The organism is Herbaspirillum frisingense GSF30, assembly GCF_000300975.2.
In the GTDB taxonomy this organism is placed as follows: domain Bacteria; phylum Pseudomonadota; class Gammaproteobacteria; order Burkholderiales; family Burkholderiaceae_D; genus Herbaspirillum; species Herbaspirillum frisingense.
In genome coordinates this window covers 1-23387 of sequence record NZ_AEEC02000033.1, presented here as the reverse complement: position 1 = coordinate 23387, position 23387 = coordinate 1, and the positions used below count along the sequence as shown (strand labels likewise).

Genomic DNA, 23387 nt, shown 5'->3' with positions numbered 1-23387 from the left:
GTCAGAATTGGGGATACATGCGGCCGACGTTGAATACGCCGCGTGGATCGAACACCTGCTTGAGCCGCTGATGCAGGCGCATGACCGGCGCCGGCAGCGCCTGGAACACGCCGCCCTGCCGCTCCTCGGCGCTGGCGTGCGCCCACAGGGTGGCGTGGCCGCCGTGGGCGCGAGCCCATCCGATGATGCCAACGGCAGCGTTGGCTGGCGCCCAGGCCCAGCGCAAGGCGCCGGCCCAGTCGATGGCACAGGTGGTGGCGAGGTCGGGCGGAACGACCGGTGCGCCCGGACGCAGCGAGATTCGCCACAGCCGCTGGCCATCGGCCGGCTGCGCAAAGCAGGCACGGGTCTGATCGCTGAAGGCGGACCAGAAAGCACGCGCTGCGGCCGGCTCCATGAGCTGGCCGCCCTGGCGTTCGAGGAAAGCCTGCACGCAGGCCAGCGAGCCGGCACTGCGCAGGTAGAGACGATCCTCCAAATAGGCGGCGGCGGTGAGCAGGCCGGGCCCGGTCGGCAGGCGCTGCATCAGGCTTAGTGCCTGCGCTGGCGTCGCTGGCAGGGCCGCACTCAGTTCCACCGACGGGCGCGGCAACACGCGCAGCGAGACCTCCAGCACGGGACCCAGGATGCCCAGGCTGCCGGCCATCAGCCGAGCCACATCGAAGCCCGCCACGTTCTTCACTACCTCCCCGCCGAAACGCAGCAGGCGGCCTTCGCCATCGAGCATCCGAACGCCCAGCAAGTGATCGCGCAGAGCACCGGCAAACGGCCGACGCGGGCCGGACCAGCCCAGCGCCACTGCCCCGCCCACGGTGGAACCGGGGCGCAAGGGCGGCTCGAATCCCAGCATCTGTCCGCGCTGATCCAGCAATTGCTGGACTTCGGTCACCGGGGTACCGGCGCGCACGGTGATGACCAGGTCATCCGGTTCGTAGCGGACGATGCCGCGACAGGCGCGCAAGGACAGGCGCTCTCCCTCTGGCTGGCCGGCAAAGTCCCGGCGGCTGCCGCTGCCTTCGATCACCAGCCGGTCGCCCTCCTCGGCTGCAGCACGAATGCGGCGCCGGGTGGCGGCGAGCCAATGCGCCGCTTCCTCTTCGTTGTGTGCAAGCACATGTGGATTGTTGTCCTGATTACTCACCTGGTCTCCCGCCTCGCTCTATCGGCTAAGTGCTGGGATGGTAGTGAGGCGGGATAGGCACAACAAGCGAGTTCTTCTAGCCTATTATTGAGCTTTACTAAACAATACTTACCATTGATATTTTTTCCGATATCGCGATGAATTTGACCATCAAGCAATTACGCACCTTCCTCACCGTGGCCGAGACCGAGAGCTTCAACCTGGCGGCCAGGCGCCTGCATCTGACGGCCGGGGCGGTCAGCCTGGTGATCAAGGAAATGGAAGAGGAAATCGGCTTCCCCCTGTTTGACCGCACCACGCGGCGCGTGGCCCTGTCCAAGGCCGGAAAGGACTTCCGGCCGGCCGCTGAACGCGTGCTGCGCGAGCTGGGCGCAGCGATGCAGACCGCGCAGGACGTCAAGAACAAGACCACCGGCGTGGTGCGCGTGGCCGCGCCGCTGTTCGTAGCCAGCGCGCTGATGCCGCACGCCATCGCCGCCTATCGCAAGACCAAGCCGCGGGTACAGGTGAGGCTGGTCGATTGCGCGGTGGAAGAACTGGTCGATGCGGTCGATGGCGACCATGTGGATATTGCCGTGGGCCCCGACCGCGCGACCGGCGAGAGCGTGCGCCGGGTCAGTCTGTACCAGACGCCCTGGGTGCTCTGGTGTGCCGCAGGAAATCCGCTGGCGCGCCGCAAGAAGATCACCTGGGCTACCCTGGCCCGTCATCCTAGCGTGGTCGCCAGTCACGACTACGCCACCCATGTCGCCAAGGCCCTGCACGAACTGCCGCCGGAGCAGCACTTCACGCCCAGCCACACGGTGACGCACCTCTCTACCGCGCTGGGCCTGGCTGCCGCCGACCTCGCTGTGACGCTGTGCCCGGCGTATGTGGGCGTGCTCGCGCATGCCTTCGGACTGGTGATGCGGCGTATCGAAGAACCGGAAGTGATCCGCGAGATGTCGCTGTATCTGCCGACCACGCGTTCGCTGACGCCGGCAGCGGCGGCCTTCGTGGATTTTCTTGGCCCCTTCCTGACCAGGCAGGCGGTCAATGTATCACCGGATATCGTGCGATGAGACGGGCTACTCCTGCTCGATCAGGGCCAGCTTAGGCCCGGGCCCAAGCTGGCGCAGCACCTCCAGGTCGCCATCGAGGCGACCCAGTTTCACCAGCCCAGTCGAATATGGGAAGTCGCGGTAGAACAGCGCAATGTTGCTTCAGGGCGCGTAGTAGGCCAGGTCGTCGGCCTTGGGGGCGTAACCGACGGGCTCGCCCCGGATTGGGAGCTTGCGCGGCGGTTACGCGATCTTCTCGGTCTGGTGGTAGTCCGACAGTTCCAGCGTCAGCGGCAGCCGGGCGGCGAACTCGCGTGCCGCAGGGCCGGATTCAAGCCGCCATGCTGGCGTTGTCGATCACGAAGCGGTACTTGACGTCGCCCTTGAGCATGCGTTCATAGGCGGTGTTGATGTCCTCGGCGCGGATGAGCTCGATGTCGGCGACGATGCCGTGCTGGGCGCAGAAGTCCAGCATCTCCTGGGTCTCGGGAATGCCACCGATGAGCGAGCCGGCCAGGGAACGGCGCTTCATGATCAGCTCGACCACGCTGGGTGAAGGGTGCGGCTCGGCCGGGATTCCCACCAGGGTCATGGTGCCGTCGCGCTTCAGGAGGCCAAGGAAGGCATCCAGATCGTGCGGGGCGGCCACGGTGTTGAGGATCAGGTCGAAGCTCTTGGCATGGGCGGCCATCTCATCGGCATTGCGCGAGACCACGACTTCATGCGCGCCCAGTGCCTGGGCATCGGCACGCTTGGAGTCGGAAGTGGTGAAGGCCACCACATGCGCGCCCATGGCATGGGCGATCTTGATGCCCATGTGGCCGAGGCCGCCGATGCCGACCACGCCGACCTTCTTGCCAGGGCCGGCGCCCCAGTGGCGCAGCGGCGAATAGGTGGTGATGCCGGCGCACAGCAGCGGCGCCACGGCGGCCAGGTCGGCTTCCGGATGGCGGATGTTCAACACAAAGCGTTCATGCACCACGATCTGCTGCGAATAGCCGCCCATGGTCCAGCCGGGAGCGTCGTCGGTCTTGCCGTTGTAGGTACCGACCATGTTGTCGCAATAGTTTTCCAGGCCTTCTTCGCAGTCGGGGCAGGTCTGGCAGCTGTCGACCATACAGCCTACGCCGACCAGATCGCCGACCTTGAACTTGCTGACGTGACCGCCTACGGCGGTGACGCGACCGACGATCTCGTGGCCGGGGACGCAGGGGTATTGGGTGCCGGCCCATTCGGAACGGACCTGGTGCAGGTCGGAGTGGCAGATGCCGCAGTAGGCGATGTCGATCTGCACATCATGCGCACCGGTGGCGCGGCGGTTGATCTGCAGGGGTTCCAGCGGCTTGTCGGCTGCGTGGGCGCCGTAGGCATGTACTTGCATGGGAATCTCCTTGAGTCAGACGGGAATTGAAAACGGACGTGCAGACAAGCGGGGAACCTGTCACGGAACAGGGCATTGTGACGTGGCGGGCGGAGTGAAGACAGACCTATTCCGCTACGATTATTGCCTGAAATTCCACCGGTCCGCACGAAGCCGGATGACTGCATGCACGGCAAGCGGGCAAACGGGGCCTGACGGCGGGCAGCGGCTTTCCGAAGGGCAAGCAAGCAGACCAGCCGATTCTGCCTCATCATGTGGGCCGGGATTCGCTGGTCCGGGGCTTGCTTGGTCTATTGGTCAGCGCAATTAGTTCCGGCCACGATGTCGTGGCAGACTTGCTCCATCACCGTATTTCTAACGCATCATGAACGACACCACTGATCTGAAGGTATTGCGCGCCCTGCATGAGTGGCGCCAGGCCGGCCGTAGGGCACTGCTGGCCACTGTTGTCTCCACCTGGGGCTCGTCGCCCCGCCCGGTGGGCTCCCAACTGGCGATCCGTGACGACGGCCGGCTGATCGGTTCGGTGTCGGGGGGCTGTATCGAGGATGACCTGCTGTTCCAATACATCAAGAACGCCCCCACTGCCTGGGGTCGCCCCGAGGCGCCGCAGCTGGTGCGCTATGGCATCGACGCCGACGAGGCACATCGTTTCGGTCTGCCCTGCGGCGGCACGCTGGAGCTGCTGCTGGAATTCGATCCACCGGCCGCGCCCTTGCAGGAACTGGTACTGGCGCTGGAAAGCGGGCAACTGGTCTGCCGCAGCGTCGACTGCCTTACCGGCCAGAGCCGCATGGACGTCAGCCCGTCGCCGGCCGACCTGATGTTCGATGGCCAGACCCTGCGCCATACGATGGGGCCGGACTATCGCATGCTCCTGATCGGCGCCGGCATGCTGGCCGAATACCTGGCGACGATGGCGCTCTTCAACGGTTTTTCGGTGACGCTGTGCGATCCGCGTTCGGAATACCTGGGCGGCTGGGCGGTGCCAGGGGTGCGCATCGTCACCGACATGCCCGACGACGCTGTGCAGGCCTTCCGCCCCGATCAGCGCAGTTGCGTGATCGCCCTGACGCACGATCCCAAGCTGGACGACCTGGCGTTGATGGAAGCGGTGGCCAGTCCGGCCTTCTATGTGGGTGCCATCGGTTCACGCCGCAACAGTGCCGCCCGCAAGGATCGCATGATGACCCACTTCGGCAAGACCGAAGAAAGCCTGGCGCGCCTGCGCGGCCCTATCGGTCTTTATATCGGCAGTAAGACGCCTTCCGAGATCGCGGTCAGCGTCATGGCTGAAGTGCTGGCCGTCAAGAATGGCGTGGCCGTGCCTGCGGCCATGTCGGTGGCGGCCATGAAGCAGGCACGCGTGACGGCTGAATCATCCCCCTCCCCGACCTGAAAAAAACCGCCGCCTGTGCAGGCGGCGGTTCCGGTACGACTTCCGCGAAGAGAACCTCAGCGCATCTGAAGGACGATGGGATTGCTGCTGGCCGGATTGGTCCGTTCGCGCAGTTTGCTGACATCGTCCACCTTGACGGCGCCGCCGTGGTTGCCCCAGGACGTACGGATGAAGCTCAGTACGTCGGCGATTTCAGCGTCCGACAACTGGCTGCGGAACGGCGGCATGCGATAGGCATCGGGCACGCCGTCGGCCACCACCCGCGCCGAGCCATTGAGGGTGACATTGATGGCCGAGGCATCTTCCCTGGCCAGCGATGACACGGCGCCGGCCAGCGGAGGAATCCAGGGCGCCCTGCCGCGCCCGTCGACCGCATGGCAGGCGGCGCACTTGGCCATGAAGGTGCGCGCCCCGCTCCCCTCCAGGCGTTGCGGTGCCAGGGCGGCGGTGGTACTGGCGTCGTACTTCCACGGGGTGCCATCGCGACCGGGGTCGCCTGGCAAGGATTTCAGGTAATGCGCGACGGCCTTCAGGTCGTCATCACTCATGAACTGGGTGGAGTTGTTGAAGGCGTCGGCCATGGAGCCGAAGACCACGGCGTGCTGGTTGCGGCCGGTCTTGAGGAATTGCACCACTTCCTCTTCGCTCCAGCGGCCGATGCCGATATTGACGTCGCCACGCAGACTGGGCGCATACCAGCCATCGAGCAGCGCGCCGGAGAGATAGAGCGGCTGGCCATCATCCAGCCCCTTTTCGTTCATGGCGACACCACGCGGGGTATGGCAACTGCCGCAGTGGCCGGCACCCTGGACGATGTAGGCGCCCCGGTTCCAGAGGGCATCCTTGCCTGGCTGGGGCTGATACGGTTGGGGACGGGTGAAGGCCAGGTTCCAGAACGCCAGCGGCCAGCGCATGTCCAGCGGCCAGGGGATATCGCTCTCGCGGTTGGCCTGCACCACCGGTTTGACGCCATGCATGAACCAGGCATAGAGCGCGCTGACATCTTCATCTGCCATCTTGGCGTAGGAAGGATAGGGCATGGCCGGGTAGAGCCGGTGGCCGTCACGGGCCACGCCATGTCGCAGGGCGCGGTCAAAGTCGGCCAGACTGTATTCGCCGATGCCGCTGGCGCGATCCGGCGTGATGTTGGTGGCGTAGATGGCGCCCAACGGGGTGGCCATCTCCAGGCCACCGGCGAAGGGCTTGCTGTTGGGCGTACTGTGACAGGCCACGCAATCGGCTAGGCGCGCCACGTATTCACCGCGCTGGAGCAGTTCGGCCGAAGGCGCCGGGGGCGGTGCGCTGCCGTCGAAGGGCGAGGCCGGCGTGCGCAGGGCGACCCAGGCGGCGCCGATGATGAGCGCGACAAGGATCAGCAGGAAGATGCGCAGCTTCCCGGTTTTTGGAGTGGTCATGGATGCGTCAGTCCGCCATCAGGCCTTGAAGGTGTAATGGGACAGCGGCATGCTGCGGATGCGCTGGCCGGTCAGGTGTGCGACCGCATTGGCCACGGCGGGTGGCACGGCCGGCAATGGGGGCTCGCCGATGCCGCCCATCTTGGCGCCGCTCTCGATGACCTTCACATGCACGCGAGCCATTCGCTGGGGCGGCAGGATGGGATAGAGGTCGTAGTTGCGCGCCATCCTGGCCCCTTCCTTGTAGACCACTTCTTCCAGCAAGACCTGCGACAGGCCCAGCGAAACGGCGCTGTTGACCTGGGCTTCGACGATGGCCGGGTTGACGATGCGGCCGGGGTCGATGGCTTCCCAGATGTCGTGCACGCGGACCTGGCCGTTCTCGATGGAGACTTCGGCGATGGCCGCAGTCTCGGTGCCGAAGGCCTTGGCCATGGCCACGCCACGGGCGCGACGGGTGCCGTCGGGCGCGGTGAAGGGGCCGCGCTTCCAGCCGCCGGACAGATCGACGGCTGCCCGCAGCAGCGTGGTCAGGCGCTCGTTGCCCTGCAGCAGGCGCAGGCGCATTTCATAGGGGTCCTGGCCGCCCTTGTCGGCGATCTCGTCGAGGAAGGCTTCGTAGAAGAAGTCATTCATCGAGTTGCCCACCGAACGCCAGTAGCCCAGTACCGGCGGATTCTTGACGAAACGCTGGCCGATGCGCTTGTGGGCGAACTGGTAGGACTTGCCGGCCAGGCCTTCGAGGGCGGTCGGATCGATCTTGTTGCGCTTGTTGGCAATCGATTCGGTGGGGCCTTCGGTGGCGCTGATGGCTTCGATGGCGATGGGGAAGCCCTTTTCATCCAGGCCAGCGCGGAACTGCACGACCGCCATGGGCCGCATGGTGTCGCGGGCGAACTCTTCCTCGCGGCTCCAGATCACCTTGACCGGGCGACCGACCGCCTTGGCCAGCTGGATCGCCTGCGGGAATACCATGGCGCTCTCGTAGAGGAAATGGCGGCCGAAGAAGCCGCCCAGCAGCGGCGAGTGGATCTGGATCTTTTCCGGCGGCAAGCCGGTCTGCTTGGCGATGGCGCCCTGGAACATCTCGGGCGCCTGGTTGGGGATCCACATTTCAAGCGTACCATCGGGATTGAAACGGGCGGTGGCCGAAGGCGGCTCCAGTTGCGCGTGATTCAGGTACTGGCTGCGGTAGCTGGCCTGCACCACGGTCTTGGCACCGGCGATGGCCTTGTTCACATCGCCTTCGTTCTCGGCCTCATCAACGGCAGCGGTGGAGCTGGCCAGTTGCGCAGCGAATTGTTCGGTGGAAAAGTCCGCCGGCACATAGCGGCGGTCCGGCGCCGGGCCAGGGTCGCTCCAGTCCACCTGCAGGGCTTCGACGGCGCGTTTGGCGTTCCACCAGCGCTCGGCCACCACGGCCACCGCACCAGGCAGGCGGTGCACCGAATGCACGCCATTCATCTTGCGCACCTCGGCCTCGTTGCGGATGCTTCCGACTTCCAGGCCCAGGCGCGGCGCGTGCTGTACGGCGGCCTGGAGCATGTTCTCCACCTGGGTATCGATGCCGTAGAGGGTGCGACCGGTGGACTTGTCCAGCACGTCCAGGCGCGCGAGGGGCTTGCCGATCCAGCGGAAGTGGCTGTCTTGCTTGAGCTTGATGGTGTCCAGCGGCGGATTGGGCAGGTCCAGCGCCTTGGGAGCAAGTTCGCCATAGCTCAGCGAGCGGCCGCTGGCGGCATGCACCACGCGGCCTGGCTCGGTGGACAGGCTCTCCAGCGGCACCTTCCATTGCGTAGCGGCCGCCTGCATCAGCAAATGGCGCGCCAGCGCGCCCACGCGACGCATGGTGGGATAGCTGGTACGCACCGACATGCTGCCGCCGGTGATGCGAATACCGATGTCCATGACCTTGTACTGGTCGTTGGCGGGGGCGTTGTGCACGACGAAGCCGGCTGGATCGGCGTCGAGCTCCTCGCCCACGATCTGGGCCATGGCGGTGAAGATGCCCTGGCCGCCTTCGACGAAGGGGCTTTGCAGGTGGATGCTGTTGTCCGGGCGGATCTCAAGGAAGGCCGGCACCCGCGTGCCGGCGGCCGCTGGTGCCGCACTGCCCTGTGCCCGGGCGTTGCCGGCCGGTAGCGCAAAGCCCAGTACCAGAGAGCCGGCCGCGGTGCCGGCGGAGCTCAGGAGAAAGTGGCGGCGCGAGACATTGACCGGCTCGCCATCGGCTGGCAGGTCCTGGGCGGGAAGATCGTGCGAGGGGTTCATGCCTGCTCCTTTCCGGCCTTGGCCTTCTGCGTGCGGCTCCACTGGATGGCGGCCACGGCACCGATACCCGCCACGGCAGCGGCGGCGACGGTGGTCTGGTTGACCCCGGCCGGGCCGCTGGGGGCTGCCGGCAGGGTCGATGCCGCTGCCGCAGGAGCGCCCTTGCTGCCGGAGAGGTCGTGCATGGCGGCCTTGATGGCATTGTAGGTGCCGCAGCGGCACAGATTGACCATGGCGGCAGCGATCTGCTCGTCGCTGGGCTGGGCGACCTGCTTCAACAGCGCGGTTGCGGCCATCACCTGGCCGGACTGGCAGTAGCCGCATTGCGGAACCTGGTGCTTGACCCAGGCGTCGACCACCTGCTTGCCGACCGGATCGGCGCTCACCGCCTCGATGGTGCTGACCTTGCGGCCGGCCATGGCGCCCACCGGCATGACGCAGGAGCGCAGCACCTCGCCATCGACCAGGACCGAGCAGGCCCCGCACTGGGCCAGGCCGCAGCCGTATTTGGTACCGGTCATGCCCAGTTCGTCGCGGATCACCCAGAGCAGGGGTGTCTCGGCGTCGGAAGTGATCTGGTAAGTCTTGTCGTTTATCTGGAGTTCCATGGTTCCTGCCATCGGGGTTGAGAACACAAATCAGGGCGGGACGCAGCCCTGGGGGAGCAAACGGACGCAGCAAGGCGAGCCCGTGCATGAGCATTAGCTCCCGCATGATGACGCATCACGCAGGAGGCGATTAGCTGACCTGGGCTTAATGGGGATATTAGACGAACTAATGAATTCCGTCGCAGAGCGGACGGATATGCGGTGGTGGCGGTGGCGATGGTGGCGGTGGCGACAGTGGGAGGCCCCGTTGAACCAGGGTATTGCCAGCAAGGGGCTAGACGTCCTGCGGCAGCTTGCGGGGCCGGCCGCCCTTCTTACCATTTTCACGCACGGCCAGGACCTTGGCCTCGCTACTGCGGCTGCCGTTGCGCGTTGCGACCACCGTCGACGCCAGTTTCATCAAGGCCGGGCTGGCGGCCACCAGCCCGGCGATGGAGACATGCAGGTCGCGCTCTTCCAGACACAAGGCACTGCCGGCGTACCCCAGTTCGATGCGCCCCAGTTCGGCGGCACTGAGTTCGGCCAGCTCGGGGTAGTTGTCGATGGGCAGCAGGACGGCGGTCTTGTCGGCAAAACCGATGGCGATGGCTGCGAAGGCGGGAAGATAATCCACCTCCGTAGCCTGCAGGGCGGCGCCAGCGCGTTTGCTGCCGCGGGCCAGGGCCTGTGCGAGCAGCTCTTCGGTGACGGGCGGATTATCGCGTTTCTTCGCTTTGATGATGGTCATTACTGTATCTCCAGGGGACTGGCTTGCCCCGCGAGTTGAATCAAGGTGCTGTCACGTTCAGGTGCGTAACGCGCCCACACAATATCGACGGCATGCCGCCGGAAAACGCTGGGACTGACGACTTCTTCCCGGCGCGGGTCCCACTGCTGGTGATCGAGGCAGACCGAAGCCCGGCTCTGCCACCATCGCTGGCGCGCTCGCCGCAGATGGTCCGGCTGTTCGATCACCTGCCTCAACTCCTCCAGCAGCGCGATGCCGGGGGCAGACCACATGGGCCTCACATCCCACAAGGCCACGCCGTGATGCCAGAAACTGAACTGGTAACGCGCGTCCCAACGCTCGTGACCTACATGGACATGCGGCGGGCAGTGCTCGTCACGGGTGAAGACGGAAACGACCAGACCCTTGTAGCTGCAGATTCTCATAAACCTAACCGTTAGGTTATTGGATTGTAAGCCCCAACGCAAGTCATGGACGCAAACAGGTTCACCCAGATGAGTTACCTGAAGCACCAAAACAACAAATGGATGCGTACGGGGAGCGGACGCGATGCCACGTTCAGCGGCACCGCGATCGGAGGAGGCTAAAGAGAGAGGAAGGGCAAGTCAGCAGTAACGCGGATGTAGGACTGCTTTATTCAAAAATTTCAATCTTTCAGTCGCGCACGCCCAGGCGATATACCGTGGTCTGCCGATAGACCTGACCCGGTCGGAGGATCACCGCTTCGCTCAGGGGTGTGTTGACCTGGTCCGGGTAGGACTGCGCTTCCAGGCAGAAGCCGTCATGGATGGCATATGGCTGCTCGCCCCGGCCCTGCACACCGGAGAGGAAATTGCCGCTGTAGAACTGCAGGCCTATTTCGGTGGTGGAGACACGCAATTCGCGTCCCGAACCCGGTTCGTAGACGGTGGCGACCTCACGCAATGTCTGCGCCACACGGCTCTCGCCGGGCACCGGTTCGTGCTCGCTGCGCAGGCAATAGCAATGATCGAAGCCGCCGGCCAGTTTCAGCTGCGGATCGGGCCAGTCCAGGCGCGGGCCGATGGGGGCCGGCTGCCGGAAATCGAAGGGGCTGCCGGCAACCTCGGCGCGTGCTTCCGGGATCAGGCTGGCATCCACCTGCAGGTAGGCGTCGGCATCGATGGCGATGATGTGGTCACGGATATCGCTGGCCCCGCCATTGAGGTTGAAGTAGGCGTGCGAGGTCAGGTTGATGGGGGTGGCGGCATTGCTGGTGGCGGTGTAGTCGATGCGCAACTGGCCATCGTCGTCCAGGCGATAGAGTACCGATGCCATCACCGTGCCGGGAAAGCCCGCCTGGCCGTCGGGCGATACCAGCATCAGGCGCAGGCCTTCCGGGTCGGGCTGGACCTGCCAGCGCTGGGCATGGAAACCGTCGCGGCCACCATGCAGATGGTTTTCGCCTTCGTTGCAATCGACCTGTCGCGGCGTGCCGTCCAGGGTGAAACGGCCACCGGCGATGCGGTTGCCCCAGCGACCGACGATGGCCCCGAAATAGGCCGGGTTGCGCTGGTATTGCTCCACCCGGTCGAAGCCCAGCAGGATGTCGGCCTCGCGGCCATAGCGGTCGGGCGCCCACCAGTTGACCATGGTGGCGCCGAGGTCGCTGATGGTCACGCGCATGCCGGTATGGTTGCGCAGGGTATAGAGCTGGATGCCGTCGGCGGCGGTGGTGTGGGAAAGGGTGAAATGGGTCATTTTGTGGAGGTGAGGAGGGCGTTCCCTGCGGTTTTCTTTTTCTGCCGTGGTGCAGGAGCGGCGGAATGCTCCAGCCCGGCGACGAATTGTTCCTGGTATTCCCTGGGCGTGCAGCCCAGTTCGCGCTTGAAGACGGCGTGCATGTATTGCACGGTGGTGAAGCCGCAGCTCACGGCGATCTCGGCGGCATGGCTGCCGGCCTGCTCCAGCATGCGCTTGGCGGCTTCCAGCTTGAAGCGCAGGATTTCATCATGGACGCTGCGTCCCAGTTCGCGCCGGAAATACCATTCCAGCGAGGACCGTGAGATGCCCACGTAATCGGCCACCTGATCGGTCTTGATGCCCTGGCAGGCGTATTGCCGGATGAAATGCAGCGCCTGCATCACATGCGGGTGATTGCGTACCTCGTGGCGACTGGAGGCCAGGACATTGATGCCCACCGGCGGCACCATGATGCGGGTGTCCGGAAAGCGCGCTCCATGCAGCATCTGATGCAGCAGGTGAGCAGCGGTGCGGCCCATTTCCACGCTGCCCTGGATCACCGAACTGAGCGGGATGCGCGTCAGCACGCGGGCCAGGGGATCGTTGTCGATACCGATCAGCGCCACCTGTTCGGGCACGGCGATGCCGGCAAACAGGCAAGCCTGCAGCAGCTGGCGCGCACGGGCATCGGTGACTGCAATGATGCCCACCGGCTTGGGCAGGCTGCGCACCCAGGCGATCTGCTGTTCCACGGCGGTATCCCAGGATTGCGCGCTGGTGCCCACGCCCCGGTAGATATGCCCTTCGATGCCGTCGGCGGCGGTCAGGCCGGTGAAGATGCGTTCGCGCTCCTGCGCCCAGCGGTTGCAGTCGGACTCGGGCAGACTGAACAGGGCGAAATGCTGCAGGCCGGCCTCGATCAGGTGGTCGTAGGCCAGCTTGACCATCTTCACATTGTCGGTCGCCACATAAGGGCGGTTGGCCGGATATTGGGAAGGATCGGCGTAGGACCCGCCGATCGCCACCACCGGCAGTTGCACCCCTTCCAGCGCGGCGGTGGTGACCGGGTCATCGAAGTCGGCGATGATGCCGTGTCCGGCCCAGCGCTCTATGCCTTGCGGACGGCAGCGGAAATCCTCTTCCAGGTAGAGGTCCCAGGAAGCGCGGGTACTGCTGATGTATTCGCCGATGCCGGAAATGATTTCCCGATCAAATATCTTGTTGCCATTGAAGAGCAACGCAATCCTGTGCACCGTGGGTACTTTTGCCACGCTGTGTCTCCTTGGGGTGGCGTCGCTGGCGCGCGCCATTTTTGTCTGGATGGGCTCAGGTGTCGAATTGTAGCGAGCCGTGGTCGAAATGACCGATATGTGCTCCTGCAACAAAAAGAATCACTAAGCCGTTTGGTCAATTTCGTAATTGTAGAGGGGATTGGCCCGGGGCTAGTATCCCCCTCGCACCATCATGCGGCGCATTCGTCCCCTGCCCTACCCGGCCCCATGCGGCTTTGGAAGCTTTTGCACCAGATCAGGCCTCCACATCCACCGGACAGCGCCGCTTCAAAAATCATAATCAAATTTAATTCAAATCGGAGACTGGACTATGAAGGCAATGCTGAAGAAGACCGTATTGGCGCTGATGACCGTGACCACCCTGTCCATGGTGGCCGGTAGCGCCATGGCCGACGCCAAGAATCCCAAGATCGGCTTTTCCATCGACGACCTGCGCGTGGAGCGCTGGGCGCGTGACCGCGATTTCTTCACCGCCGCTGCCGAGAAGCTGGGTGCCAAGGTGTTCGTGCAATCGGCCGATGCCAGCGAACAGCGCCAGATTTCCCAGATCGAGAACCTGATCTCGCGTGGCGTGGACGTGATCGTGATCGTGCCCTTCAATGCCACCGTGCTGACCAACACCATCAAGGAAGCCAAGAAAGCCGGCATCAAGGTGCTGTCCTATGACCGCCTCATCCTCAACGCCGACGTGGATGCCTACATCTCTTTCGACAACGAGAAGGTCGGTGAAATGCAGGCCGAGGGCATCCTGAAGGTCAAGAACAAGGGCAACTTCTTCCTGCTGGGCGGCTCGCCCACCGACAACAACGCCAAGATGTTCCGCGAAGGTCAGATGAAGGCCCTCAAGCCCTACATCGACAAGGGCGACATCAAGATCGTCGGCCAGCAATGGGTCAAGGAATGGAACCCGACCGAAGCCCTCTCCATCGTCGAGAATGCGCTGACCGCCAACAACAACAAGATCGACGCCATCGTCGCTTCCAATGACGGTACCGCCGGTGGTGCGATCCAGGCACTGGCCGCGCAGAAGCTGGCAGGCAAGGTGCCGGTCTCGGGCCAGGATGCCGACCTGGCCGCCGTCAAGCGTGTCGTGGCCGGTACCCAGACCATGACCGTCTACAAGCCCCTGAAGCAGATCGCCACCGAGGCCGCCAACCTGTCCGTGCAACTGGCGCGCAACGAAAAGCCGACCTACAACGCCCAGTATGACAACGGCTTCAAGAAGGTTGACAGCCTGCTGTTGAAGCCCATCCTGCTGACCAAGGAGAACGTCAAGGTGCTGGTCGACGACGGCTTCTACACCCAGGCCCAGATCGACGGCCGTTGATTCCTGCATGAGGCGTAATGCATGAGGCGTTGCCGGCCGCCCCCGCGGTAGCCGGCAACGCCGTCCATACCGGCCGGGCACCCGCCGGTAGGGATTCCAGAGGCTTCTTGGAAAGAACAGGCATGTCCGAGTATCTGTTAGAAATGAAAGGCATCGTCAAGAGCTTTGGCGGTGTGCGCGCGCTCGACGGCATCGACATCAAGATCCGGCCCGGCGAGTGTGTTGGCCTGTGCGGCGAGAACGGCGCAGGCAAGTCGACGCTGATGAAGATTCTCTCCGGCGTCTACCCCCACGGCACCTGGGACGGCGAAATCCTGTGGGACGGCAAGCCGCTGCAGGCGCACTCGGTGCGCGATACCGAAGCGGCCGGCATCGTCATCATCCACCAGGAACTGATGCTGGTGCCGGAGCTGTCGGTGGCCGAGAACATCTTCATGGGCCACGAGATCACCCTGCCGGGTGGTCGCATGAACTACCCCGCCATGTACCGCCGCGCTGAAGAGCTCATGCGCGAGCTGAACATGCCCGACATCAATGTGGCCCTGCCGGTCTCGCAATATGGCGGCGGCCACCAGCAGCTGGTGGAAATCGCCAAGGCACTCAACAAGGATGCGCGGCTGCTGATCCTGGATGAACCCTCATCCTCGCTGACCGCCTCCGAGATCGCGGTGCTGCTCAAGATCATCAAGGACCTGAAGGCGCGTGGCGTGGCCTGCGTCTACATCTCGCACAAGCTGGACGAGGTGGCCGAGATCTGCGACACCATCTCGGTGATCCGCGATGGCAAACACATCGCCACCACGCCCATGCAGGAAATGGACGTGGACAAGATCATCACCCAGATGGTCGGTCGCGAAATCACGGCCATGTATCCCGAACGTAATCACTCCATCGGCGAAGTGGTACTGGAGGCGCGCCACATCACCTGCTACGACATCGACAACCCGCGCCGCAAGCGTGTGGACGATGTGTCGTTCTCCGTGCGCCGTGGCGAAATCCTGGGCATTGCCGGCCTGGTGGGCGCCGGCCGCACGGAACTGGTGTCGGCCATCTTCGGCGCCTATCGCGGCCGTCACGAAGGCCAGGTACTGCTGGAAGGCAAGCTGGCCGATACCGGTTCGCCGCTCAAGTCGATCCGGCGCGGCCTGTGCATGGTGCCGGAAGACCGCAAGCACCACGGCATCGTGCCCGACCTCGATGTCGGCCAGAACATCACCTTGACCGTGCTCAAGCGCTTCTCCCGTGGCAGCCGCATCGATGGGAGCGCCGAACTGAAGACCATCCAGGACGAAATCAGCCGCATGCGGGTCAAGACAGCCACGCCCTTCCTGCCCATTACCAGCCTCTCGGGCGGCAATCAGCAGAAGGCGGTGCTTTCCAAGATGCTGCTGGCCCAGCCCAAGGTATTGATCCTGGACGAGCCGACCCGCGGCGTGGATGTCGGCGCCAAGGCCGAGATCTACCGCCTCATTTCGGAACTGGCCAAACTGGGCCTGGCCATCATCATGGTCTCCTCCGAACTGGCGGAGGTGCTGGGCGTGTCGGACCGCGTACTGGTGATCGGCGAAGGCCGCCTGCGTGGCGACTTCGTCAACGACAAGCTGAGCCAGGAAACCGTGCTGGCCGCGGCGATCAACCAACCCGTAGCGCAGGCGCCCGCGCGCTCTGCGGCGGCAGGATAAAAATCACAAGGTAAATTCGGTATGACTTCAAGCAATCTGGCCAACATGGCCGACCTCAAGCAGGTATTCCGGCGCTACAAGATCATTGCGCTGCTGATCGCCATCGCCATCATCTGGGGCTTCTTCAGCTTCATGACCGAGGGTGGCTTCCTGACGCCGCGCAACCTGTCCAACCTGCTGCGCCAGATGTCGGTGACCGGCATCCTTGCCTGCGGCATGGTGCTGGTGATCATCGCCGGCGAGATCGACCTCTCGGTGGGTTCGCTGCTGGGCCTGCTGGGCGGTCTGGCGGCGCTGCTGGACGTGAGCCACCACCTGCCGCTGGCGCTGAACCTGGTACTGGCGCTGGGCTTCGGCCTGGCGCTGGGGCTGCTGAACGGCTACCTGACGGCCTACCTGGGCATTCCCTCCTTCATCGTCGGCCTGGGCGGCATGCTGGCCTTCCGCGGCATCCTGCTGGGCATCACCGGTGGACTGACCATCGCCCCGGTCTCGGACAACATGGTCTACCTCGGCCAGGGCTACCTTCCGCCCCAGATGGGGGTGGCGCTGGGTGTGGCGCTATTCGTGCTGGCGCTGGCGCTGACCTGGATGAGCCGGGTCAACCGCAGCCGTCATGGCCTGCCGCTGACGGCACTGTGGCGCGACGGCCTGAAGGTGGTGGTCATCGGTGCCGTGCTGCTGGCCTTCGTGCGTACGCTCAACAGCTATGACGGCATCCCGGTGCCGGTGCTGCTGTTGCTGGCACTGCTGGGCCTGTTCAGCTATGTGAGCACGCAGACCGTGTTCGGCCGCCGCATCTATTCGGTGGGCAGCAACATGGAAGCCACCCGCCTGTCGGGTGTGAACGTGCAGGCCGTCAAGCTGTGGGTGTTCGGCATCATGGGGGTGATGTGCGCATTGGCCGGCCTGGTCAATACCGCCCGCCTGGCTGCCGGTTCGCCCTCGGCCGGCAACATGGGTGAGCTGGATGCCATCGCCGCCTGCTTCATTGGCGGCACCTCCATGCGCGGCGGCTCCGGCACCATCTATGGCGCCCTGATCGGTGCACTGGTGATGGCCAGTCTCGACAACGGCATGTCCATGCTGGACGTGGGCACCTACTGGCAGATGATCGTCAAGGGCAGCATCCTGGTGCTGGCCGTGTGGGTCGATGTGAGCACCCGTTCGGGCCGCTGATCAACGAAGGCAAAAAAAGACGGCAGCACACTCCGACTACCGTTCGGACTGAGTAGCGGTACAGCCGCGTATCGAAGGCGCGCCCTGCTTTGAGGAAGGAGCGCAGCGTTCCCAGCGCCTTCGATACGGCCCTCGCGGGCCTACTCAGTCCGAACGGGAAGAGATGGAGCGATGCAGCTTTTCGGATATTCAGACTGAATCAGACTAAATTTTTTACGCGCCGCATCAGCGGCCCGTCCTACCTACTGGAGTTATCAAGCATGACCGCAGCCACCGCCCCCATTTTCGAACACGCGCTCTACCGCAGCCTCGCCGGCAAGCGGGTCGTCATCACCGGCGGCGGCAGCGGCATCGGCGCGGCGCTGGTGGAAGCCTTCGCCGCCCAGGGTGCGCAGGTGTTCTTCCTGGATATCGCCAGCGAACCGTCCGAGGCGCTGGTGGCCTCCTTGCAGCAGGCACCCGTACCGCCGCGCTTCTTCCGCTGCAACCTGATGGACCTGGAGGCCCTGCGCGCCACCTTCGCCGAGGTCATCGCCGCGGCCGGTACCGTGGACATCCTCATCAACAACGCCGCCAACGATGATCGCCACAAGACCGCCGAGGTCACCCCGGCCTACTGGGATGAGCGCATCGCCGTCAACTTGCGCCACCAGTTCTTCTGCGCCCAGGCCGTGTTGCCGGGCATGCGCGCGCAGCAATCGGGCGTGATCCTCAATTTCGGCTCCATTTCCTGGCATCTGGGCCTGCCCGACCTGACCCTGTACATGACCGCCAAGGCCGGTATCGAGGGCATGACGCACGGCATGGCGCGTGATTTCGGGCGTGATGGCGTCCGGGTCAACGCCATCATCCCCGGTGCCATCCGCACCCCGCGTCAGACACTGTTGTGGCACACCCCCGAAGAAGAGGCGAAAATCCTGGCTGCGCAATGCCTGCCCACCCGCGTCGATCCGCATGATGTCGCTGCACTGGCGCTGTTCCTGTCCTCCGACAGCGCAGCCAAGTGCACCGGCCGCGAATACTACGTCGATGCGGGCTGGCTGGGCGCGTAACCCACCCAATCGCCCACGGGCCAAGAGGAATCCATGAACAAGCCATCTGCCACACCCCGTCGCTTCCGCTCCCAGGACTGGTTCGACAATCCCGACCACATCGACATGACCGCGCTCTATCTGGAGCGCTTCATGAACTACGGCATCACCGCCGAGGAACTGCGCTCGGGGCGCCCCATCATCGGCATCGCCCAGAGCGGCAGCGACATCAGCCCCTGCAACCGCATCCACCTGGAACTGGCCAAGCGGGTGCGCGATGGCATCCGCGATGCCGGCGGCATTCCCATGGAATTCCCGCTGCACCCCATCTTCGAGAACTGCCGCCGCCCCACCGCTGCCATCGACCGCAACCTGGCCTACCTGGGCCTGGTCGAAATCCTGCACGGCTATCCCATCGATGCGGTGGTACTGACCACCGGCTGCGACAAGACCACACCGTCGCAGATCATGGCCGCGGCCACGGTGGACATCCCGGCCATCGTGCTGTCCGGCGGCCCCATGCTGGACGGCTGGCTGGATGGTGAGCTGGTCGGCTCGGGCGCAGCCATCTGGAAGGGCCGCAAGCAACTCTCGGCCGGCGCCATCGACAACGAGAAATTCCTGGAGATCGCTGCCGCGTCGGCGCCCTCCTCCGGCCACTGCAACACCATGGGCACGGCCTCCACCATGAACGCCATGGCCGAGGCGCTGGGCATGTCGCTGACCGGCTGCTCGGCCATTCCCGCCCCCTATCGCGAGCGCGGCCAGATGGCCTATGAGACGGGACGCCGCATCGTCGGCATGGCCTACGAAGACCTGCGCCCTTCGGCCATCCTGACCCGCGAAGCCTTCCTCGATGCCATCGTGGTCAATGCCGCCATCGGCGGCTCCACCAACGCCCAGCCGCACATCATGGCCATGGCGCGCCATGCCGGCGTGGATCTGCAGTCGGAAGACTGGATGAAGTTCGGCTACGACGTGCCGCTGCTGCTGAACATGCAGCCGGCCGGCAAGTACCTGGGCGAGCGATTCCACCGCGCCGGCGGCGTGCCGGCCATCATGTGGGAGCTGCAGCAGGCCGGCAAGCTGCGCGCCGATCGTATCACCGCCACCGGCAAGAGCATGGCCGAGAACCTGCAGGGCCGCCAGTCGAACGACCGTGAAGTGATCTACCCCTTCAGCGCGCCGCTGCGTGAACGGGCCGGCTTCCTGGTCTTGAAGGGCAACCTGTTCGACTTCGCCATCATGAAGACCAGTGTCATCTCGGAGACCTTCCGCCAGCGCTACCTCAGCACGCCCGGCCAGGAAAACATCTTCGAATGCCGCGCCGTGGTCTTCGATGGTTCGGACGACTACCACGCCCGCATCAACGACCCGGCACTCAACATCGACGACAACACCCTGCTGGCCATCCGTGGCGCCGGTCCGGTGGGCTGGCCGGGTTCGGCCGAGGTGGTCAACATGCAGCCGCCCGATGCGCTGATCAAGCGCGGCGTCTCTACCCTGCCCACGCTGGGCGATGGGCGCCAGTCGGGTACCTCCGACAGTCCCTCCATCCTCAACGCCTCACCCGAGAGCGCGGTCGGTGGTGGTCTGGCCTGGCTGCGCGACGGCGACCGCGTGCGCATCGACCTCAACACCGGGGAGTGCAATATGCTCATCAGCGAAGAAGAACTGGCCCGCCGCAAGAGCGAGGGTATTCCGCCCGTGCCACCCAGCCAGACGCCCTGGCAGGAGATCTACCGCAGCACCGTGGGTCAACTGGAAACCGGTGCCTGCATGGAGCTGGCCTTGAAGTACCAGGGTGTGGCGCAGACCATGCCCCGGCACAACCACTGACATGCTGACCCTGCATCGTGAACTGCGCATGCCACCGGCCCCGGTGAGAAAGCTCAAGGGGCCGATGCGCATCGACGCGCACCAGCATTTCTGGCGCTACCGCTGCGAGGACTATCCGTGGATCGGTACCGGCATGGACCTGCTGGCGCAAGACCGCCTGCCCTACCAGTTCCAGCCCCTGCTGGATGCACAGGGCCTGCATGCGTCGATTACGGTGCAGGCACGTCCCGGCCACGACGAGACGGCATTCCTGCTGGAGATGGCACGGCGCGACCAACGCATCGCCGGCATCATCGGCTGGGAAGACATCGGCTCGCCCATGCTGGCCGAGCGCATGGAGCACTGGGGTGGCAGCAAGCTGCTGGGGCTGCGCCATCCCATGCAGGAGGACGATGACGCCGAACTGCTGCTGGCCCTGCCACAGTTCAACCAGGGGGTACGCTGGCTTCAGGAGCGGGACTATGTGCTGGACCTGCTGGCCCATGAACGCCACCTGCCGCAGTTGCGCCAGCTGTGCGCCCATCACGACCAGCACTGGATCGTGCTAAACCATCTGGGCAAGCCGGCCCTCAAGGAATTCCGCAAGGGCCGCGCCGCCTTCGAACGCTGGCGCCAGGAGATGCGCGAGCTGACCGCCATGCCCCATGTGGCCTGCAAGATTTCCGGCCTGCTGACCGAGGCGGACTGGCTGCGCGGCCTGTGCACACGCGACTTCGAACATATCGTGCAATGTCTGGATACCGCGCTGGACCTGTTCGGTCCGCAGCGGCTCATGTTCGGCTCCGACTGGCCGGTATGCCTGCTCGCCGCCTCCTACGCGCGCGTGGTGGCCGTGGTGCGCGAATGGGCTGCCAAGCGCCTTTCTCCTACCGACCAGGACGCCCTGTGGGGCGAATCCTCGGCCAGGATTTATGGACTGATGTCATAAGGTTTTCCCCCGATTCCTTTTCGTTGCCAACCGTCAAGCCCGGTGCGATATTGCGCCGCAGGGGTCACCCCCGATGGCGGCAAACAACCTGGGATACGGGGAGACGAACATCAAAAGCCTCAAACGCAACATGACCTTGACCATCAGTGCGCTCGCGCTGATGGCAACTGTCATCACGGGCGTGGTGCTCTACCAGAGCTATCGGCAGACCGAGCGCAGCGCGATTGAGCATGCCCTCAACGTGGCGCGCATTGCCCAGCGTTCGATTTCACGCAACATGGAATTGCTGTCACTGGACCTGGACAGCCTGGTCTGGCGCCATCGGCATGCCAGCCTGCAGCTCATGCCGGAGCAGCAGCGACGCGACTTCCTTCTGGGTGAAAAGGCTGAAGCCACCTATATCGCCGCCATGGGCATCGTCGGCCGCGATGGCGAACTGCTGGTTGGTTCTCCCACCTTGGCCGAGATCATGCCGGGCAATTACGGACACCGGGATTTCTTCGCCAGGCATCGCGACGATCCAACGGTAAAACTGTTTGTCTCACGACCACTGAGCATCCGCCTGGAACGGAGAATGCAGGTCATCGTACTGTCCAAGCGGTTGGCAAACGCCGATGGGTCCTTCGGCGGCGTGGCCTTCATGGTGCTGTACCTGGACTACTTCCGGCATCTGTTCGAAAGCCTGTCGCTGGAGAAACAGGCCGTCATGTCGCTTTACGCCCTGGACGGCGTGGCCTACATGCGCCTGCCCTACGATGAAGCCTTCATCGGTTCTCGCTTGAGTTACACGCCCAATTTCAGACGCATCATGGCCCTGCCCTCGTCAGCGCCGGAAAGCCTGCAGGGCAGCTATACCGCGCGATCCCAGCAGGACGACGTCAAGCGCCTGTACGCCTACGTGCGCATCCCCGATACACCCTGGCTGGTCTTCGTGGGCCGGACCCATGCCGAACTGTTCCGCGAATGGGAGCGGATGCTCTATGCAGTCCTGTTTCTTGGGGCCGCCTTCAGCGCCATCTGCGCCTGTCTGATCCGCCGGTTACGCGAGGAGTTCTTCCGCCGCAGCAAACTGGACCAGCAACTGCAAGAGCAGGCCCGCACCGACAAGCTGACCGGCTTGCTCAACCGCCGGGCACTGGACGATTGCCTGCAAGACGCCTGGCACAAGAGCCAGCGCAATACCTCGGCGCGCTTTGCGATCCTGTTCGTCGATGTCGATTTCTTCAAACTCTACAACGACACCTACGGCCACAAGGCGGGCGACTATGCGCTGGTATCGGTAGCACGTTGCATCACCGGCGCTGTGGCACGGCAGTGTGACAAGCCCGGCCGCTATGGCGGGGAGGAATTCGTGATCCTGCTTGACGAGGCCGATGCCGCCGGCGCGCTGCACGTGGCCGGCAACATCATGTCGGCACTGCAGGCGATGAAGATTCCGCATGAACGCAGCCCCTTCGGGCGGCTTTCGGTGAGTATAGGTGCGACCTGCCTGGACCGGCAGGTGCATCACAGCATCGAGGAAGTGATCAAGGCCGCCGACCAGGCGCTCTATCAGGCCAAGCGCATGGGGCGCAATCGGGTCCAGATGGCACAGTCCGATCCGGCCCCGGTGCAGGATGGAGCGCCCGTTAGTTCAGCGAGCAGTTGAGCCACTTGGCGATACGCACGCCATCCAGGCGGGAACCGTCGGCGCTGCCGCTGCCCAGCATGGTGACGATCACCGGGCGGCGGTCATGCACCAGCAGGCGTAGCACCATGTTGTGGCCGGATTCGTTGATGAAACCGGTCTTCTGCACCGTGGCATTGACCTGGCCATAACGGATCAGGCGATTGGAATTGATGTACTGCAGCTGGCCGCGACCGATGTTGATGATCTTCTGCTTGTCCAGAGAATCGTTACGGATCAGCTGGTAGCGGTTGGCGGCCTTGACCAGCTCGGCCAGTTCGCGCGGGGTAGAGACATTGTCCGGCGACAGTCCGGTCGCATTCTCGAAGCGGGTCTGCTTCATGCCCAGCGCCTGTGCCCGCGCATTCATGGCCGCGATGAAGGCCGGACGGCCACCCGGATAGTCACGGCTCATGGCCGCGGCAGCACGGTTCTCGGAAGACATCAAAGCAATGTGCAGCATGTCTGCACGCGACAGGCTGGCGCCGACGTTCAGGCGCGAGTGGGTGAACTTGAGGGTATCGAGATCGTCCTCGGTGACTTCCAGCCGGTTGCTCATGGGCAGCGACTTCTGGTCCAGCCAGACGATGGCCGTCATCAGCTTGGTGACCGAAGCGATCGGTGCCACCGTATCGGCATTGCGTTCAAAGAGTGGCGTATTGGTCTGCTCGTCAAGCACATAGACCCCACGCGAGAAGATGTGCTGCTTCGACGCGGCGGTGAAGCCGCAACGGGGGAGCAGTTCGGGTTTGGTATTGAC

Annotated in this window: 19 protein-coding genes and 1 pseudogene; 9 read left to right on the top strand and 11 right to left on the bottom strand. The window is 64.3% G+C overall.

Translation table 11 applies throughout. The features are described from left to right. Position 1: 1 nt before the first annotated feature. Complete coding sequence (gene glcE / locus HFRIS_RS19125) at positions 2-1141, bottom strand: glycolate oxidase subunit GlcE (protein ID WP_006464790.1); 1140 nt, start codon at positions 1139-1141, stop codon at positions 2-4. Between the two features lie 137 nt (positions 1142-1278). Here glcE and HFRIS_RS19120 point away from each other — a divergent pair, with 137 nt between their 5' ends. After that, positions 1279-2202, top strand: coding sequence for a LysR family transcriptional regulator (locus tag HFRIS_RS19120; protein ID WP_006464789.1), 924 nt, complete (start codon positions 1279-1281; stop codon positions 2200-2202). Positions 2203-2208: 6 nt separating this feature from the next. Here the strand turns inward: HFRIS_RS19120 and HFRIS_RS26025 are convergent. Together HFRIS_RS26025 and HFRIS_RS19115 are read right to left on the bottom strand one after the other, a co-directional pair. Next, positions 2209-2466: pseudogene (locus HFRIS_RS26025) on the bottom strand (cyclophilin-like fold protein). 46 nt (positions 2467-2512) lie between these two features. Further along, positions 2513-3562, bottom strand: a complete 1050-nt coding sequence (locus HFRIS_RS19115; RefSeq protein ID WP_006464788.1) for an NAD(P)-dependent alcohol dehydrogenase — start codon at positions 3560-3562, stop codon at positions 2513-2515. Between the two features lie 364 nt (positions 3563-3926). Here HFRIS_RS19115 and HFRIS_RS19110 point away from each other — a divergent pair, with 364 nt between their 5' ends. After that, positions 3927-4961, top strand: a complete 1035-nt coding sequence (locus HFRIS_RS19110) for an XdhC family protein (protein WP_006464787.1) — start codon at positions 3927-3929, stop codon at positions 4959-4961. Between the two features lie 56 nt (positions 4962-5017). Here the strand turns inward: HFRIS_RS19110 and HFRIS_RS19105 are convergent, their stop codons facing one another. From HFRIS_RS19105 to HFRIS_RS19075, 7 genes are all read right to left on the bottom strand, one after another. Continuing rightward, positions 5018-6376 (bottom strand): c-type cytochrome, encoded by a 1359-nt coding sequence (locus HFRIS_RS19105; protein ID WP_006464786.1) that lies wholly within the window; start codon positions 6374-6376, stop codon positions 5018-5020. A gap of 18 nt (positions 6377-6394) precedes the next feature. Further along, positions 6395-8647 (bottom strand): xanthine dehydrogenase family protein molybdopterin-binding subunit, encoded by a 2253-nt coding sequence (locus tag HFRIS_RS19100; RefSeq protein ID WP_006464785.1) that lies wholly within the window; start codon positions 8645-8647, stop codon positions 6395-6397. Further along, positions 8644-9255, bottom strand: a complete 612-nt coding sequence (locus HFRIS_RS19095; RefSeq protein WP_006464784.1) for a (2Fe-2S)-binding protein — start codon at positions 9253-9255, stop codon at positions 8644-8646. Before HFRIS_RS19095 ends, HFRIS_RS19100 begins: the two co-directional genes overlap by 4 nt. 274 nt (positions 9256-9529) lie before the next feature. Continuing rightward, positions 9530-9982, bottom strand: coding sequence for a DUF2442 domain-containing protein (locus tag HFRIS_RS19090; RefSeq protein ID WP_006464783.1), 453 nt, complete (start codon positions 9980-9982; stop codon positions 9530-9532). After that, positions 9982-10407 (bottom strand): hypothetical protein, encoded by a 426-nt coding sequence (locus HFRIS_RS19085; protein ID WP_006464782.1) that lies wholly within the window; start codon positions 10405-10407, stop codon positions 9982-9984. Before HFRIS_RS19085 ends, HFRIS_RS19090 begins: the two co-directional genes overlap by 1 nt. 229 nt (positions 10408-10636) lie before the next feature. Then, positions 10637-11701: an aldose epimerase family protein gene (locus tag HFRIS_RS19080; RefSeq protein WP_006464781.1), complete on the bottom strand. Its 1065-nt coding sequence runs from the start codon at positions 11699-11701 to the stop codon at positions 10637-10639. Further along, the gene (locus tag HFRIS_RS19075; RefSeq protein WP_167331830.1) at positions 11698-12993 is read right to left on the bottom strand and encodes a XylR family transcriptional regulator; all 1296 of its coding nucleotides are present in this window, start codon (positions 12991-12993) and stop codon (positions 11698-11700) included. The genes HFRIS_RS19080 and HFRIS_RS19075 overlap by 4 nt, the downstream gene beginning before the upstream one ends. Positions 12994-13285: 292 nt before the next feature. On the opposite strand from HFRIS_RS19075, the gene xylF reads away from it, so the two are divergent. The 7 genes from xylF to HFRIS_RS19040 all read left to right on the top strand — a co-directional run bounded on the left by xylF (position 13286) and on the right by HFRIS_RS19040 (position 22609). Beyond that, positions 13286-14302, top strand: coding sequence for a D-xylose ABC transporter substrate-binding protein (gene xylF, locus HFRIS_RS19070; protein WP_006464779.1), 1017 nt, complete (start codon positions 13286-13288; stop codon positions 14300-14302). Positions 14303-14424: 122 nt separating this feature from the next. After that, positions 14425-15984: a D-xylose ABC transporter ATP-binding protein gene (xylG, locus tag HFRIS_RS19065; protein ID WP_006464778.1), complete on the top strand. Its 1560-nt coding sequence runs from the start codon at positions 14425-14427 to the stop codon at positions 15982-15984. A gap of 21 nt (positions 15985-16005) precedes the next feature. Then, positions 16006-17163, top strand: a complete 1158-nt coding sequence (locus HFRIS_RS19060) for a sugar ABC transporter permease (protein WP_199181529.1) — start codon at positions 16006-16008, stop codon at positions 17161-17163. Between the two features lie 260 nt (positions 17164-17423). After that, positions 17424-18215 (top strand): D-xylose 1-dehydrogenase, encoded by a 792-nt coding sequence (xylB, locus tag HFRIS_RS19055; RefSeq protein WP_006464776.1) that lies wholly within the window; start codon positions 17424-17426, stop codon positions 18213-18215. A 33-nt stretch (positions 18216-18248) separates the two neighbouring features. Then, on the top strand, positions 18249-20033 hold the full coding sequence (locus tag HFRIS_RS19050) for an IlvD/Edd family dehydratase (protein WP_006464775.1): 1785 nt from the start codon (positions 18249-18251) through the stop codon (positions 20031-20033). Position 20034: 1 nt separating this feature from the next. After that, entirely contained in the window at positions 20035-20961 is a 927-nt protein-coding gene (locus HFRIS_RS19045) for an L-fucono-1,5-lactonase (protein ID WP_006464774.1), read from the top strand. Positions 20962-21091: 130 nt separating this feature from the next. Continuing rightward, positions 21092-22609: a sensor domain-containing diguanylate cyclase gene (locus HFRIS_RS19040; protein WP_039876465.1), complete on the top strand. Its 1518-nt coding sequence runs from the start codon at positions 21092-21094 to the stop codon at positions 22607-22609. Here the strand turns inward: HFRIS_RS19040 and HFRIS_RS19035 are convergent. After that, positions 22590-23387 (bottom strand): serine hydrolase (locus tag HFRIS_RS19035; protein ID WP_006464772.1); only part of this gene is annotated, 798 nt, incomplete at its 5' end. The two genes, HFRIS_RS19040 and HFRIS_RS19035, sit on opposite strands and share 20 nt — an antisense overlap.

What these genes read in the sequence shown, in the direction of transcription:
- HFRIS_RS19090 (WP_006464783.1), bottom strand. Translation starts at nt 9,982, where the DNA reads ATGACCATCATCAAAGCGAAGAAACGCGATAATCCGCCCGTCACCGAA.
- xylB (WP_006464776.1), top strand. Translation starts at nt 17,424, where the DNA reads ATGACCGCAGCCACCGCCCCCATTTTCGAACACGCGCTCTACCGCAGC.
- xylG (WP_006464778.1), top strand. Translation starts at nt 14,425, where the DNA reads ATGTCCGAGTATCTGTTAGAAATGAAAGGCATCGTCAAGAGCTTTGGC.
- HFRIS_RS19095 (WP_006464784.1), bottom strand. Translation starts at nt 9,255, where the DNA reads ATGGAACTCCAGATAAACGACAAGACTTACCAGATCACTTCCGACGCC.
- HFRIS_RS19085 (WP_006464782.1), bottom strand. Translation starts at nt 10,407, where the DNA reads ATGAGAATCTGCAGCTACAAGGGTCTGGTCGTTTCCGTCTTCACCCGT.
- HFRIS_RS19105 (WP_006464786.1), bottom strand. Translation starts at nt 6,376, where the DNA reads ATGACCACTCCAAAAACCGGGAAGCTGCGCATCTTCCTGCTGATCCTT.
- HFRIS_RS19040 (WP_039876465.1), top strand. Translation starts at nt 21,092, where the DNA reads ATGACCTTGACCATCAGTGCGCTCGCGCTGATGGCAACTGTCATCACG.
- HFRIS_RS19060 (WP_199181529.1), top strand. Translation starts at nt 16,006, where the DNA reads ATGACTTCAAGCAATCTGGCCAACATGGCCGACCTCAAGCAGGTATTC.
- HFRIS_RS19110 (WP_006464787.1), top strand. Translation starts at nt 3,927, where the DNA reads ATGAACGACACCACTGATCTGAAGGTATTGCGCGCCCTGCATGAGTGG.
- HFRIS_RS19115 (WP_006464788.1), bottom strand. Translation starts at nt 3,562, where the DNA reads ATGCAAGTACATGCCTACGGCGCCCACGCAGCCGACAAGCCGCTGGAA.
- HFRIS_RS19120 (WP_006464789.1), top strand. Translation starts at nt 1,279, where the DNA reads ATGAATTTGACCATCAAGCAATTACGCACCTTCCTCACCGTGGCCGAG.
- xylF (WP_006464779.1), top strand. Translation starts at nt 13,286, where the DNA reads ATGAAGGCAATGCTGAAGAAGACCGTATTGGCGCTGATGACCGTGACC.
- HFRIS_RS19100 (WP_006464785.1), bottom strand. Translation starts at nt 8,647, where the DNA reads ATGAACCCCTCGCACGATCTTCCCGCCCAGGACCTGCCAGCCGATGGC.
- HFRIS_RS19045 (WP_006464774.1), top strand. Translation starts at nt 20,035, where the DNA reads ATGCTGACCCTGCATCGTGAACTGCGCATGCCACCGGCCCCGGTGAGA.
- HFRIS_RS19080 (WP_006464781.1), bottom strand. Translation starts at nt 11,701, where the DNA reads ATGACCCATTTCACCCTTTCCCACACCACCGCCGCCGACGGCATCCAG.
- HFRIS_RS19050 (WP_006464775.1), top strand. Translation starts at nt 18,249, where the DNA reads ATGAACAAGCCATCTGCCACACCCCGTCGCTTCCGCTCCCAGGACTGG.
- HFRIS_RS19075 (WP_167331830.1), bottom strand. Translation starts at nt 12,993, where the DNA reads ATGGCGCGCGCCAGCGACGCCACCCCAAGGAGACACAGCGTGGCAAAA.